The organism is Kitasatospora aureofaciens, assembly GCF_001188955.3.
Lineage (GTDB): Bacteria > Actinomycetota > Actinomycetes > Streptomycetales > Streptomycetaceae > Kitasatospora > Kitasatospora aureofaciens.
This window is the reverse complement of sequence record NZ_JPRF03000021.1, coordinates 106,161-119,360: the sequence shown is the minus strand read 5'-3', so window position 1 is coordinate 119,360 and position 13,200 is coordinate 106,161. Positions and strand designations below refer to the sequence as shown.

Sequence of the window (13,200 nt, the reverse complement as noted above, 5' to 3'; positions counted from 1 at the left end):
GGTGTGGTGGAACCAGAGGTTCTGGAGGAGAGCGTGAGCCACGATCGTTCATGATCGCGGCTCTGGTGACGCTCCGTAGCTCTGGCACGGAAAGTGATCCAGAACCAGTTTTCACCCGTCGCCGACAGTGCCCTTGACCGTGGGCTGTGTCTTCTGGTTGTAGATCTCCTTGCCGTCCGCGTTGTAGGCGTGGACGTAGGGGTCCGGGGGGAAGGAGTTCCCGTTGGGGCTGGTGGAGATGGCCGCCGTGTGGACGAACGCGCCGCCTGCCATGACGGCCGGGTACTGCGTCGGGTCGTCGCCGTAGCTGATGGTGACCTTGGCGACATCGGGTGTGTAGTGCCCGGCGCCCAGCGAGAGGGACTGCCCGGCGCCGGCCGGCGCGCTGAAGCTGTCGAAGTACTCGATCAGGTGACCGGTGCCCCACAGGCGATCGTTGATGAACGTCGGGGGGACGGACCTGCTGTTGCCCTTGTGGCCCTTCGACTCGCATTGCACGTACTGGTTGGCGGAGTTGACGGCGATGACCACGCCGTCGGTGGTCGACGAGGCGACGGGCGCGCGGACCGCGATCACCGCGTGGTACTGCGACGCCTCGGAGCCCAGGCAGGAGGCCAGGATCTCGGCGACGGCCCCAGCGTCGATCGGGGCTGTCGCCGTGCTGGTGACGGTGGAAGCGGCCGGGGTGGCAGTCACACCGGTGGCGGACGAGCCGGCGCCGTGGGGCGTGGCGGTGGGCGCACCGGAGGGCTTGCCGTGGGCCGTGGGGGTGGGTGTGGAGGTGCCGGTTGCGGCGGTGGCCATTCCCCCCGCGGTCGCGATGGCTGCGGCGGTGGCGGTGATGAGCATGATCGGGCGGATGCGCATGAATCCGTGTCCTTTCCTGCGGGCGTCCGGTTGATGCCAGCACCCCTGTACGCCTCCCGGCGCCCGGCAGGTCGCACCCAGTACAGGTGATCCAGGTCATAGACCGTCGGTGCAACCCCGGGACGGCGCTCGTGCGTACAGGGCGGGAGGCTCCGCCCAGGACGCACGGCTGCCCCGCCGCGGCCGAGGAGTGCTTCCTCGCGTGCCGCGCGTGCCGCGAGCTGACGGACAGCCCCGGAGGAGAGGCCTTTGATGACGCCACAGGAGTTCGACGCGTTCTACGCGGCGTCCTTCTCCCGCTTGACCGGGCAGCTCTACGTGATAACCGGCAACTGGTCCGAGGCACAGGACGTGGTCCAGGAGGCCTTCATCCGTGCGTGGGGCCGAAGGCGTACCTTCGACCCGGGCAATGCCCCGGAGGCATGGATCCGGACCACGGCCCGGCGGCTGGCCCACTCCCGCTGGCGGCGTCTCGCCCGGGGCCTGCTCCTGGCCGGACGCCATCACCGCCAAGAACCATTCACCGTCGAGCCGCCCACCGAGGAGCACCTGATACTGGTCACCGCGCTCCGCGACCTGCCCGAGGCACAGCGGAGCGCCCTGGTCCTGCACCACATGTGCGACCTCTCCGTCGAGCAGGTCGCGGCCGAGACCGGCGCCAGCGTCAGCGCCGTCAAGAGTCGCCTCGCCCGCGGCCGGACCGCGCTCGCGGCCATACTCGCTGACCAGGCCCCGACCAGCGAGGAAGGAAAGCTCCGTGTCTGACCCCATCCATGAGACCCTCGCCGACCGGCTGCGGCTGCTCGGCACGCAGATGCCCGCACCGACCCTGCCCGCTGCGGAGATCCGCCGACGCGCCGACCAGCGCCGCCACCGTCGGCACGCTCTGGGCGCGACCGCGGCCTGCACCGCAGCAGTCCTGTGCCTGGCTCTCCCGTCCGTGCTGCACTCACCGGGACCACAACACTCACCGGGACCACAACAAGGAGCAGCCACCACAGACGTCCCCTCCGTGTCGGCTTCCCCCCACACCCCGGCCGCTTTCACCGTCACCAGCACGACGACAGCCCCGATCGACGCTGGGGCCGTCTCCGAGATCCTGGCCTCCTGCCTGGGCTCCGAGGCGTCGCAGTACCACGCGGTGATCGCGGTCCGCGCGCCCGTCGCCTCGTCGACCACCGACGGCGTGGTCATCGCCGTCAACTCCGCCAACCAGTACGTGCAATGCGAGTCGAAGGGCCACAAGGGCAACAGCAGGTCCGTCCCCCCGACGTTCATCAACGATCGCCTGTGGGGCACCGGTCACCTGATCGAGTACTTCGACAGCTTCAGCGCGCCGGCCGGCGCCGGGCAGTCCCTCTCGCTGGGCGCCGGGCACTACACACCCGATGTCGCCAAGGTCACCATCAGCTACGGCGACGACCCGACGCAGTACCCGGCCGTCATGGCAGGCGGCGCGTTCGTCCACACGGCGGCCATCTCCACCAGCCCCAACGGCAACTCCTTCCCCCCGGACCCCTACGTCCACGCCTACGACGCGGACGGCAAGGAGATCTACAACCAGAAGACACAGCCCACGGTCAAGGGCACCCGTCAGTAGGCGGTCTGTACGAAGAACGGCTCTGCCTCGCAATGGGCGGTACGAACGGTGACGGTCGTCGTTGGCATGGCATGCACGATGTCAACGGATCTGTGGGCGCTCGGGATACGGGCGTACCCGCCGACCGGCAGGTGCGGCCCGATGAACTCCCACTCTTCGTCCGTCAGCTGTATTCGTGTCACGCACAGCGGTCTACCGGATCAGGCCTCGAAGCGCAGGCAGAACCACAGGACGATCACGACGCGATACGCGCACGCGTCCTGGTCGCTGAGTCAACCTTGTGCCGGTTCACAGTGCGATCACGATTTTGCCGTGAACATGCCCCTCGGCCTGCATCGGCACGGCTTCGCGAATCCGCTCGACCGGGAAGGTCGCCGCGATCGGCACCGTGATCTCGCCGGAACGGATCGCGTCGGCGATCCGTTCCAGGGCGCCCGGACCCGCATCGAGGGCGCCCGTCTTGCGCACACCGGGCGGTGGGGCGGGGCCGTCGGCTACGACGGAGATCCGCTCGGGTGCCACGCCGAGCTCGAGCGCGGTCTCGGCCGCCTCCCTTCCGAACAGGTCGGTTGCGGCGGTGATCCCCTCGGGTGCCAGGGCCCGAACCCGGTCCGCCAGGCCGGGGCCGTACGCCACGGGTTCGGCGCCGAGCCCGCGCAGGAATCCGAACGTGCCCTTGGAGGCGGTGCCGAGCACCCGGGCACCCGCAAGCTTCGCCAGCTGCACGGCGAAGACGCCCACGCCGCCCGCCGCCCCACCGATCGGGACGGTGTCCCCGGCGCGGAGCCCGATCGCGGCGAGCGCGGCGGAGGCCGTCAGGCCGGACACCGGAAGCACGCTCGCCACCTCGTCGGCGACGCCCTCCGGGGTGGGCCACAGGTGGGCGGCGGGGGTCTCGACCAGCACGAAATCGGCGACGGACCGGCCGATCGCAGCCCCGTACACCCGGTCGCCGGCCGTGAATCCCGTGGCTTGGGCGCCCACCTCGTCCACCACTCCGGCGAAGTCGCTGCCGAACCCGGCCGGCAAGGTGATGCCGAACCGCACCGGAAAGCCCCTCCGGAGGCGAATGTGCCGGTAAGTGTCCGGTCGGCCGGTCCGAACTCGGCCTGAAACGCATCCAGTTGACCACCGCGCGCGGCATACCGCCGGTCACGGAACCGGCACCGGCCAGCATTCGCGACGGCACCCTGCTGCCTGCCACCCTCGACCGCTACACCGCCCTGGAGACGGCCCTGGGGCCGCTGTCCGAACACCCGCTCCGACCCTGGATGCCGGATACGACTACCGCCCGGTCCACGACGACCTGCCCGACCGCCGGATCGAGGCCCGCATCGCCCCACGCGGCGTGAAGGCCCCGACCCAAAGCGGCGGCCGATGGGTCGTCGAACGCACGAACTCCTGGATGAACAACTTCGGCAAGCTCCGACGCCGCACCGAGCGGCGCAAGGCGGCGGTCCAGTTCTTCCTCGCACCGGCCTGCACCGTCGTCACCGTCCGCTGCCTCATCCGACGCGCCTGGACCCACCGCCGCTGGAACGCCCGACCTCGTAGCCCACGCATCCGATGACCTGCTGGCGGAGCCTCTGAGCGCGGTGCCGGTGATGACGGCCAAATACGCCAACTACCCGGCGTTGTGAAACGTCCCTGCCCCGACATCCTTCCCCGGACGACCGCCGCATTGTGCCGGTGCGCCCGCCGCGGAGCCGACGGGCTTCGTCTGAAGCCTTGACACGGCGGCGAGCCAGGCCGTTCGATATCCCTCGCCATGTTCGAACTAGTCGGATTCTGGCGAGTTCTGTTTAGTTTTGACGATCCGTTAGAGGCTGGGGAAGCGCATGGCGCCGAGGGTGAACCGGAGTACGCGGATGCGGCGGGCGGCGGCGGCGGTGGCGGGGGTGCTGGTGGCGGGGCTCGGTGCGGTTCCGGCCGCCGCCGACACCGCCGCGCCGCTGCTGCAGGTGCCGCCGATGGGATGGAACGCCTGGAACACCTACGGGTGCAACGCGACCCAGGCGCTGATCGAGTCGGTTGCGGACAGCATGGCCGCCAACGGCATGCGGGACGCCGGGTACCGGTACGTCAACGTGGACGACTGCTGGATGACCCGGGACGCGAACGGCCACCTGACCGGCAACTCCAACTACCCCGACCTGAAGGGCCTCGGCGACTACCTGCACGCGCGGGGCTTCAAGTTCGGCATCTACGAGTCGCCAGGTGCCAAGACCTGCGCTGGGTACTCGGGGAGCGCCGGGCACGAGACCGACGACGCCAACACCTTCGCGTCCTGGGGCGTCGACTACCTCAAGTACGACTACTGCGAGAGCGCCTCCTCGCTCTCCGGCCAGGCCGCCGACTTCGCCCGGATGCGCAGCGCGCTGCGGGCCACCGGCCGGCCGATCGTGCTCAGCATCAACCCGAACAGCGGCAACAACACCGGCGCGGGCGTCGTGCGCTCGTGGGGCGACGTCTCCGACCAGGCGCGCAGCACCGAGGACATCGGCAACCAGTGGTGGAGCCAGAGCTGGCCCAACGGCATCGCCAACATCGTCAGCGAGAACGCCACCCTGGCGTGGCGGGCCGGCCCGGGCTCGTTCAACGACGCGGACATGCTGGAGATCGGCAACGGAGGGCTCAGCACGACCGAGGAGCGGACCCACTTCGCCATGTGGGCGATGATGGCCTCACCGCTGATCGCGAGCGCCAACCCGGCGAGCGTGAACGCGACCTCGCTGGCACTGCTGAAGAACCCGCGGCTGATCGCGATCGACCAGGACTCCCTGGGCCTCCAGGGGCGGGTCGTCGCCGGGAGCCGGCTGGTCAACTCCTCCGGCTCGCTCGTCCTGGCCAAGCCGCTCAGCAACGGGGACGTCGCCTTCGCGCTGTACAACGGCTCCGACAGTGCGCAGACGCTGAGCACTTCGCTGGCCGCGGTGGGCGTCCCGGGCACCGGGACCTGGACCGACCAGTACAACGGGGCCGTCGTCCAGAGCGGCGCCGCGAGCGTCGCCACCCAAGTCCCGGCCCACGGCACCGCCGTGTACCGCGTCACCACACCCGGCGCACCGGCCTCCTGGTACACCTCGTTCGTCGCCGCCACGGCGGGCGCCCACGGCTACGAGGCCGAGGACCCGGCCCGCTCGATCGTGGCGGGCCGCTGGACCACCAACTCCGGCGCCGTCTTCTCGGCCTGCTCGGTCTGCTCGGGCGGTGAGAAGGTGGGCTGGATCGGCGGGACGAACAAGCTCCACCTGAACGGCATCTACGCCCGGAATGCAGGCACCTACCCGGTCACCGTCCAGTACGTGAACGGGGGCGGCGACCGCTACGCCACGATCTGGACCAACGGCGACAACCCGCAGAAGGTCTCGTTCCACGGCAACGGCGACTGGAACTCGACCCAGACGACCACCGTCCAGCTGGCCCTGCAGGCGGGCTACAACACCGTCAGCTTCGGCAACGAGTACGGCGGCTGGGCGCCCGACATCGACAAGATCTCGGTGCCTGCCACCGGCTGATCGCCCGCCGCATTCACCGGGCCGTCTCGTCCTCGATGTGACGGGGCCGGACGGCCCGGGAGCAGGTGAGGGTCTGGGGCACCAGCAGCGGGGCCAGTAGGCCCGGCGGCAGGTACCAGGTGCACGTGCACATTTCAGGAACACCGGACCTGCTCGAGGGTCTGGGCACCGCCGAAGTGTCCTCGCAGCGGTGCGGGCACGTGATCCGATCCCGTGACACGGTGATTCGCTGGTTCCCGGGAAGGCACATGGTCGCCGCGCCGACGCCGTCACGTCTCATGGTGGGCGTAGCCGTTCCGCCAAGCCCACGCGGCGACCTCCACACGGTTGCGAGCCGACAGCTTGGCCTGGATGTTGGTCAGGTGCGTCTTCACAGTGCCCACGGTGATGTGAAGCGCCTCGGCGATCTCGGCATTGGTCAGCCCCTGGGCCACCAGGCGGACCACATCGAACTCGCGCGGCGAGAGAACTGCTTGCGCGCCTTGTGGAGGGGGCGTCCGCATCATCCGTTCCAGCAGACGGACGGTGATGGCGGGGCTGATGAGCGAGTCGCCGACCGCCGCCGCACGTACCGCCTCGACCAGGAGGCGGGGGCCGGCGTCCTTGAGGACGAAGCCGCAGGCGCCGGACTGAAGGGCCCGGGTGACGTACTCGTCGTCATCGAACGTCGTCACCATGACGACTCTCGGCATGTGAAGCGCGCCGGGCCGGGTCAGGGCCCGCAGGGCGTCGAGCCCGTCGAGGCGGGGCATGCGGATGTCCATGAGGACGACGTCGGGACGGTGGCGTGCGGCCAGGGCGACGGCCTGCACGCCGTCCTCGGCCTCGGCCACGACGGTGATGTCATCCTCCACGGAAAGGATCATGGCCATGCCCGTGCGGACGATGGCCTGGTCGTCCACGATCATGGTCCGGATCACGCGGCGTCCGCCCGATGAAGCGGGAGGGACAGTGGCAGGCGTGCGTGGACCTGCCAGGTGCCGTCGCTCCCGGCACCGGTTCGCAGGCTGCCCCCCGCGCTGGTCACCCTCTCCTTCAGGCCCGTGAGGCCGTAACCGGGCGGGGCCGTGGGCCCGGCCACTCCGTCGTTGTCGACCGAGACGGCGACGTGCCGCTGTTCGGCCTGCACCCGCACGGCCACCGTGCGGCAGGCGGGAGCGTGCTTGCGGATGTTGGTCAGGGCTTCCATCACCACGCGGTGGACGATGGCTGCCGCGTCCGTCGGAAGCTGCTCAGTGGGTCCGTCCTCGACAAGTCGCACGGACACACCGACGGGGCCGAAGCCCGCTACCAGTGCGCGTACGGCGGTCATGCCGCCGGGCGGGGTGAACGGGGCACCCGGATCGTCCGCCCTGAGCGCGCCGACCATGCGGCGCAGGGACACGAGCGCTTCCGCGCCGGTGTCCTCAATGCGCCGCAGGGCGGCCGGCACGAGGTCGGGCCGCTTGTCGGCGATGGCGCCGGCGCCCTGGGCCTGGACCACTATGCCCGTCACGTGATGAGCGACGTAATCGTGGAGGTCCCTGGCCAGTCGCAGGCGTTGTTCGAGGCGGATGCGGTACTCCCGTTGCCGCCGGTCGGCCACGACGAGTCGGGCGGTCACGGCGGCGCCCGCGACAGCCACGGCGATCAGCGTCAGGATGAAAGCGACGATGACGCTGCCCTCGCGGACCTCCACCGCGAGGGGGCGCGACACGACGGCGGCGATCAACGCCACCGTCCCCGCCGCCGCGGGGGCGGCTGCACCGCGCCGGGCCGTGAACGCCAGCACGATCAGCAGCGCGACAGGCTCGAAGGCGCCGTACGCCGTGGACGCGCCGTGGTCCGCGCGCAGGTGCACCGCCGTGGTGAAGGCCAGCGACGCCACCGCGGCGCAGAGGCCCGCACAGGCCGTGCTCCAGGGACCGGCGCCACACAACGTGGTGAAGGGCAGTGCGAGCAGGACGACTGCCGTCGTCATCGCCGACAGCCCCAGCAGCAGACCGGTGACCGGCTGGTGGAAGGTTCCCCACCGCAGGTCGAGTCCTGCGGCCGCCGCCGCGAGAAGGAGCAGGGCTGACCACCGCAGTGTGACCGCACCGCGCAGGAGGGCCGGCAGCCGAGGTCGAGGGGAGGACATGCAGTGAAGGGTAAGACAGCCGGCTCGCCTCGCCCTCTGCCGAAAGTCGTAAGTATCGCCCGAGAAACCTGTCTTTCGCGGGATCCGCACAGTGACCGGCGTCCGGGAAGGTTGCCACCGATACCCCGTCGGACCCCGGAGCGACTGACGCATGAATGTGAACCTGACCATCGAAGCGACGTACGTGCTGGGCCCCGCCCTCGCCGCCTTCCTCGCTTTGGCCGCCGTGCGCCACCACCGTGCACAGCCCGGCTGGACGGGCCGGCACGTGGTACTTCGCGCCGCCGCGTGTCTCTACGCCGCGGCCGTGCTGTCGATCACGGTCTTCCCCCTGGAGGTGACCTGGGGCAAGTACGCCAATCAGATGCCGTGGTGGAACCAGATCAACTTCGTTCCTCTGGTCACCGCCGACATGACCGCGATGCCCAACATCCTGATGTTCGTGCCGCTCGGCGTCACGCTGCCTCTCCTCACGCGCGTGAGCAGCACGGTCCGGGCCGTCGGGGTGAGCGCGCTGGCGAGCCTGTGCATCGAGTCGACGCAGCTGCTGTCGTACGTGCTCTTCAACAACGGCCGCGCCGTCGACATCAACGACCTGCTCGCCAACACCCTGGGCGGGCTGTTCGGCTACCTCCTCGTGCGCCTCTCCCTCGGCAGGCCCTCGGCACGTGAGCTGCTGCGGCGCTTCGCACTGCCCGGATCTGCCGCGGGGCGGCCGGTCGTGGCGGCGGCCGCTTGACAGGTTGGGTGACGGAGCCGCGCCGGCCGTCTGCCGTGCCGGGCCGGCGCCGCGGGTGAACCTGGCCCTGCACGTCACCGTTGTGGTCCACGGAGCGCCGACAGCGGGTGGACCACCGTAGGCGTACGCCCGGCGCGTTCCATGACCTGGGAGATCAGAAGTAGCACGTGCCATCGGTCCGACCGGTCCGTCGGGCACGATCCGCCGCACTCCGCACACACCGTGCTCGCCGTGCTCTCCATACGCTCCGCCACCTGCCCGAGACCGTGAACAGAGGCTTCTTCCTCTTTCGCGTGGCCCGCCGGCCTGTGACGTAACTTCGGGTTCCTGAAGCGTTCTCAGCTCGTGCGACCGATCTGCGGTCCGGTCGAAGGCGAGGAGGCGCGGTCCTCGATGCCTAGCTTGCCCGTATGGAGGCCGATCAGAAGAGCTCGAAGGGTTGACGTCCGGTCGGCGGCCGGCCGCTACCGGTCACCGACCAGGTGCGCCCAGAATCCAACCAGGGTCCAGAAGTTCTGGCCGGGAGACCCGTCAGAACTCTGGGCCCGGTCGCGCCTAGGGCCTTTGGATGCCAGCTCCGCCAGCAGCCGGCGCAGCTCCCTCCGGCTCCAGGGCCTCGACCTAGTGTTAAGCGACAGCACCACCGGACACTGACCCGGCAACTTGGACATTACGGCCAAATCATCGAATGTCTATTTTCGCCGACTCCGCGCTTGTGGATCCCCGAGTCGAGGATGACGCTGAATAGAGAAGCATATCGAAAGAGAGTCTGATCATGTCATTCCTTGCAAGTATCCGTTCCTTCGTGCGCGACGGTGGAGACCACGGCGGTCGCGGCGGTTACGGCTTCGGCGACTTCGCGCGCTCCGGTGGTGACCACGGCGGTCGCGGCGGTCGCGGCGGTTACGGCTTCGACGACTTCGGCGACGGTGGTGACCACGGCGGCGGCTACGACGACTGGGGCGACGGGGGCGACTGGGGCGACTAGATGATCAATTCCAAGGGGTCAGTCACCTGAGTCCAGTGCCCTCATAGCTGGCTGGCTCCTTCGGCAAGGGTGCGGCGAACGCCGACGTGCTTGGTCAGTGCGGTCGGAGTCCGTCGAAGACCACATTGAAGATTCGTTGCCGGGCCTCCGGGTTTGCTTCGAGATGCTCCATCGTCGTGCTGGTGCCGGCCAGCAGGGCGAGCAGTTCCGGCAGGCCGAAGTCCGTGCGGACAGCTCCGGAGCGCTGCGCCTGGCCCAGGAGTGCGGCAAGCTGGCCCTGGATCATCTCGGTGGAATCCTGTAGGGCCGCATGTGCGTCTACGCCTGCTGTGGCGAGTGCCTGGACGAACTCGTTCTTGCCGGCGGACTGTTCGACAATCAGCTGGAAGCAGGCGAAGAGGGCCTGGGAGGGTTTCGTCTCGGCGGCCAGACGTGCGGTCTGGGCGGCGATCTCCTCAAGCCTGCGCACCATCACGGCTTCCAGCAGCGCTTCCTTGGTCGGGAAATGTCGGAAGAGTGTGCCGACCCCGACCCCGGCGGTCCGGGCGATCTCCTCGGTCGGCACGCCGACGCCCCGGGTGGTGAACACCTCCGTGGCGACGTCCAGCAGCCTGGCCCGGTTACGGGCCGCGTCCGCCCGCAGCGGGCGCCCCTCGGCAGCACTCATCCCCTTCAACCTTCCTGCACCGGTTCGCGCAGCCTCGCTAGACAAGCGGAGCGGCCAGTCCGTATCGTCGAAGCGGACTCGCTAGTCCGATTCTAGCGACGGATCCCGCCGGAGGTTGACCATGCCCGAGACGCTGACGCCACGTGAGGTCTTCACCAAGCTGCTCGACAACATCGCCGCAGGCAGATACGCCGAACTGGCCGGGCTCTACGCCGCGGACGCCGTGGTGGAGACCGTCTTCGAACCGGTCGGCCCGCGCCGCACCGAGGGGCGGGCCGCACTCGAGGAGCGGTTCGCGCAGGTCGCCGCAGTCAGTCCGGTGGAGCTGACGCCCGCGAACGTGGTCATCCGGGAGACCGACGATCCGGAGGTGATCGTCGCCGAATGGGACTACCAGGTGCGCCACCGGCCGACCGGGAAGACCTTCCAGTCCGCCAACATCCAGGTACTGAAGGTCCGCGACGGCCTGATCGTCCACAGCAGGGACTTCCACGACCACCTGGCCCTCATCGCAGCCACCGGCGCATTGCCGCAGCTGGTGGCCGCGCTGGACGGCAAGTAACGCAGTCAGTGATCGTAGGCGGTCAGCGAGCGCAGGACGGGTCGGCCGGTGTGGTGGTTGTGCCAGATGGCGGCGGTCATCGCGAGGATGCGCTGGAGCACGCGGACCATCACCCCACCAGGAGTGCGGGCACGGTGGCGCTCCAGGTCGAATTGCCCCTTGAACGTCTCGTTGATCGACTCGATGACCTGCCGCAGCGGCTTGAACAGGCGTGCCCCGGCCCGCTCAGCCTCACCCTTGCGGGCCGGACGCAGTAGTTCAACGCCCAGCTCGGCCAGCTGTGTCTCGAAGTCGCGGCCGAAGTAGTTCTTGTCGCCGATCAGTGTCTGCCCGGGCCGTTCGGCTGTGAGCGTCGGCTCGGTGGCGAGGATGTCGAGCAGGGTCTCGCGCTCGTCGGCCTTCGCCCCGGTGAGCGCGTAGGCGATCGGCAGCCCGCCGAGGGTGCACACCAGGTGCAGCCGCAGTCCCCAGAAGTAGCGCGAATGGCTGGCGCAGTAGCCGTACTGGGCCCAGCCCGCGAGGTCGGACCGCTTGACGGTCTCCCGGGACCGGCCGCACTCGACCGGTGTGGAGTCCACAACCCACACGTCGTCGGTCCACAGCGCGGTGTCCATGGCCAGCACCCGGCTGGTGTGCCGGATGAGTCCGACTGCCTTGCGCAGGCGCTTGTTGTAGCCGGGCTGTTTCGGCAGGTACGGGAACAGATGCCGCAGATGAGCGTACGCATGACGCAGCCACCTGGCCTCGGAGGTGAAGCCCAGCAACGCCTGCATCATCGCCAGCGTCACTGGGCGTGTTTCGAAAGTGCTGGTCACAGCCACTCGTTGATGGCTGCAATCAGCACGGTCGCTTCGTAGCGGACGGCGAGTTTGTCGTACCGGGTCGCGACCGCGCGGTGGCGCTTGAGACGGTTGATCCCGCACTCCACCGCGTGGCGCTCCTTATAGTCGTCCTTGTCGAACTTCGGCGGCCGCCCGCCATGGGAGCTGCGCTTCTTGCGGTTGGAGATCTGGTCGCGCTTCTCCGGGATCGTGCAGCCGACGCGGCGTCTGCGCAGGTAGGCGCGGTTCGCGCGCGAGCCGTACGCCTAATAGGCGTTGAGGGCTGGGAGTTGGGTCAGCTCTGGCAGGGGCCGGGCGAGACGTCTTGCTGTATGCCGCGCTTCGAGCGCTTCGACAAGAGCGACGCGTGCGCGGCCCCCCGGAACCTGTTCAACCGCATGCTCGGCCAGCTCCACCACTGCCTGACCAGCCGCCAGCCGTTCGACGAAGCGATCGCGTTCGCACCGCCGAAATCAGCACCACTCGCCGCAGCTGCTTGACCCGATAACTGCATGGGGTGTCTTGTCCCCGGTGACCGCGTCCGGCCGGGTGCGGGGACGGCCGACCGGCACCCGGACCCGGACCTTCTTCAGCACGGGGACGAGCTGCGGGCTGTCCGCGGTCTGGCCCTCAGTCAGGATGAACACCAGCGGGCGGCACTTTCGGTCGCCGGCGCAATGGATCTTGCTGGTCTGCCCGCCCCGGGAACGTCCGAGCAGGGCTTCCTTCAGCCGGAGCTTGCGCCGCCGCCGGATGCGTCGCCGTTCTGCCCGTTTCGGGTCACCTGAGGCGTCCCGCCCGTCTTGTTCCTCCGGGCCTCCCCCTTTTGCCGGGCCTTCTCCGCCTCCCCGGCGGCCTTCTCCAGAGCCGCCAGGGCGTCGGGGCCCAGGTGCATCCCGGCGGCGTCGTGGTGAGCCCGCACAGTCGTGGAGTCCACACTGACCAGGGACAGATCCACCTCGCCGCGCTTCGCGGCTTCCGCGATCAGGCCCTCCATCAGGGCTTCGAAGACGCCGGCGTCCCTCCACTGCCGGAACCGATTGGAGACGGTCGACCACGCACCGAACTCCTTCGGCACCTCCCGCCACTGCCCGCCCGTCCGGAATCGCCAGATCACGCCCTCGAACTGCTGCCGCAGCCGCTCCGGGTACGGGCCGTACTCGCCGATCGGCAAGTACGGCTCGATCAACACCCACTCCGCATCCGTCAGTTGCGCTCGTGTCACGCACTACGGTCTACCGGATCGGGACCCGCCGCGAAGGTGAATCGCGCAGATTGATCACGACCAAATACGCGCCCTAGTCGCGGGCGATATGCGA

12 protein-coding genes and 4 pseudogenes are annotated in these 13,200 nt (G+C 69.3%); 8 read left to right on the top strand and 8 right to left on the bottom strand.

Annotated elements, in window-relative coordinates:
* Window positions 1-111 precede the first annotated feature (111 nt).
* The gene (locus tag HS99_RS44810; protein ID WP_159021817.1) at window positions 112-867 is read right to left on the bottom strand and encodes a hypothetical protein; all 756 of its coding nucleotides are present in this window, start codon (window positions 865-867) and stop codon (window positions 112-114) included.
* 252 nt (window positions 868-1,119) lie between these two features.
* Between HS99_RS44810 and HS99_RS13095 the strand changes: the two genes are divergently transcribed.
* A complete protein-coding gene (locus tag HS99_RS13095; protein ID WP_030558447.1) occupies window positions 1,120-1,632 on the top strand; it encodes a SigE family RNA polymerase sigma factor in 513 nt (170 codons plus the stop codon).
* Complete coding sequence (locus HS99_RS13090) at window positions 1,625-2,467, top strand: hypothetical protein (protein ID WP_141763711.1); 843 nt, start codon at window positions 1,625-1,627, stop codon at window positions 2,465-2,467. The genes HS99_RS13095 and HS99_RS13090 overlap by 8 nt, the downstream gene beginning before the upstream one ends.
* A 288-nt stretch (window positions 2,468-2,755) precedes the next feature.
* Here HS99_RS13090 and HS99_RS13080 read toward each other — a convergent pair whose 3' ends face one another.
* Window positions 2,756-3,514, bottom strand: coding sequence for a zinc-binding dehydrogenase (locus HS99_RS13080; protein WP_232543339.1), 759 nt, complete (start codon window positions 3,512-3,514; stop codon window positions 2,756-2,758).
* A gap of 2 nt (window positions 3,515-3,516) precedes the next feature.
* Here HS99_RS13080 and HS99_RS41045 point away from each other — a divergent pair.
* A pseudogene (locus HS99_RS41045) lies at window positions 3,517-4,037 on the top strand (transposase); the annotation flags it as partial.
* A 280-nt stretch (window positions 4,038-4,317) separates the two neighbouring features.
* Window positions 4,318-5,985, top strand: coding sequence for an alpha-galactosidase D (locus tag HS99_RS13075; protein ID WP_158876611.1), 1,668 nt, complete (start codon window positions 4,318-4,320; stop codon window positions 5,983-5,985).
* 269 nt (window positions 5,986-6,254) lie between these two features.
* Here the strand turns inward: HS99_RS13075 and HS99_RS13070 are convergent, their stop codons facing one another.
* Window positions 6,255-6,893, bottom strand: a complete 639-nt coding sequence (locus HS99_RS13070) for a response regulator (protein WP_030557852.1) — start codon at window positions 6,891-6,893, stop codon at window positions 6,255-6,257.
* 8 nt (window positions 6,894-6,901) lie between these two features.
* On the bottom strand, window positions 6,902-8,104 hold the full coding sequence (locus HS99_RS13065) for a sensor histidine kinase (RefSeq protein ID WP_043389699.1): 1,203 nt from the start codon (window positions 8,102-8,104) through the stop codon (window positions 6,902-6,904).
* 151 nt (window positions 8,105-8,255) lie between these two features.
* Here HS99_RS13065 and HS99_RS13060 point away from each other — a divergent pair, with 151 nt between their 5' ends.
* Both HS99_RS13060 and HS99_RS13055 read left to right on the top strand, forming a co-directional pair.
* Window positions 8,256-8,843, top strand: a complete 588-nt coding sequence (locus tag HS99_RS13060; protein ID WP_046386355.1) for a VanZ family protein — start codon at window positions 8,256-8,258, stop codon at window positions 8,841-8,843.
* A 775-nt stretch (window positions 8,844-9,618) separates the two neighbouring features.
* Complete coding sequence (locus tag HS99_RS13055; protein WP_141763710.1) at window positions 9,619-9,831, top strand: hypothetical protein; 213 nt, start codon at window positions 9,619-9,621, stop codon at window positions 9,829-9,831.
* 94 nt (window positions 9,832-9,925) lie between these two features.
* Here the strand turns inward: HS99_RS13055 and HS99_RS13050 are convergent, their stop codons facing one another.
* Entirely contained in the window at window positions 9,926-10,498 is a 573-nt protein-coding gene (locus HS99_RS13050) for a TetR/AcrR family transcriptional regulator (protein WP_030557857.1), read from the bottom strand.
* A gap of 121 nt (window positions 10,499-10,619) precedes the next feature.
* Here HS99_RS13050 and HS99_RS13045 point away from each other — a divergent pair, with 121 nt between their 5' ends.
* Window positions 10,620-11,060, top strand: coding sequence for a nuclear transport factor 2 family protein (locus tag HS99_RS13045; protein ID WP_030557858.1), 441 nt, complete (start codon window positions 10,620-10,622; stop codon window positions 11,058-11,060).
* 5 nt (window positions 11,061-11,065) lie between these two features.
* Here HS99_RS13045 and HS99_RS13040 read toward each other — a convergent pair.
* A pseudogene (locus HS99_RS13040) lies at window positions 11,066-11,848 on the bottom strand (IS982 family transposase); the annotation flags it as partial.
* Between the two features lie 23 nt (window positions 11,849-11,871).
* Window positions 11,872-12,147 (bottom strand): annotated as a pseudogene (locus HS99_RS48395) (IS5 family transposase); the annotation flags it as partial.
* Window positions 12,148-12,213: 66 nt separating this feature from the next.
* Between HS99_RS48395 and HS99_RS41035 the strand changes: the two are divergent.
* Window positions 12,214-12,381 (top strand): hypothetical protein, encoded by a 168-nt coding sequence (locus HS99_RS41035; RefSeq protein WP_370863251.1) that lies wholly within the window; start codon window positions 12,214-12,216, stop codon window positions 12,379-12,381.
* Between the two features lie 114 nt (window positions 12,382-12,495).
* Here the strand turns inward: HS99_RS41035 and HS99_RS13030 are convergent.
* A pseudogene (locus HS99_RS13030) lies at window positions 12,496-13,106 on the bottom strand (transposase); the annotation flags it as partial.
* Window positions 13,107-13,200 lie beyond the last annotated feature (94 nt).

Bases quoted from the DNA above. Each gene is read 5' to 3' on its own strand.
- HS99_RS41035 (WP_370863251.1), top strand. From the start codon at position 12,214: ATGCCGCGCTTCGAGCGCTTCGACAAGAGCGACGCGTGCGCGGCCCCC.
- HS99_RS13070 (WP_030557852.1), bottom strand. From the start codon at position 6,893: ATGATCGTGGACGACCAGGCCATCGTCCGCACGGGCATGGCCATGATC.
- HS99_RS13045 (WP_030557858.1), top strand. From the start codon at position 10,620: ATGCCCGAGACGCTGACGCCACGTGAGGTCTTCACCAAGCTGCTCGAC.
- HS99_RS13055 (WP_141763710.1), top strand. From the start codon at position 9,619: ATGTCATTCCTTGCAAGTATCCGTTCCTTCGTGCGCGACGGTGGAGAC.
- HS99_RS13060 (WP_046386355.1), top strand. From the start codon at position 8,256: ATGAATGTGAACCTGACCATCGAAGCGACGTACGTGCTGGGCCCCGCC.
- HS99_RS13065 (WP_043389699.1), bottom strand. From the start codon at position 8,104: ATGTCCTCCCCTCGACCTCGGCTGCCGGCCCTCCTGCGCGGTGCGGTC.
- HS99_RS13050 (WP_030557857.1), bottom strand. From the start codon at position 10,498: ATGAGTGCTGCCGAGGGGCGCCCGCTGCGGGCGGACGCGGCCCGTAAC.
- HS99_RS13095 (WP_030558447.1), top strand. From the start codon at position 1,120: ATGACGCCACAGGAGTTCGACGCGTTCTACGCGGCGTCCTTCTCCCGC.
- HS99_RS44810 (WP_159021817.1), bottom strand. From the start codon at position 867: ATGCGCATCCGCCCGATCATGCTCATCACCGCCACCGCCGCAGCCATC.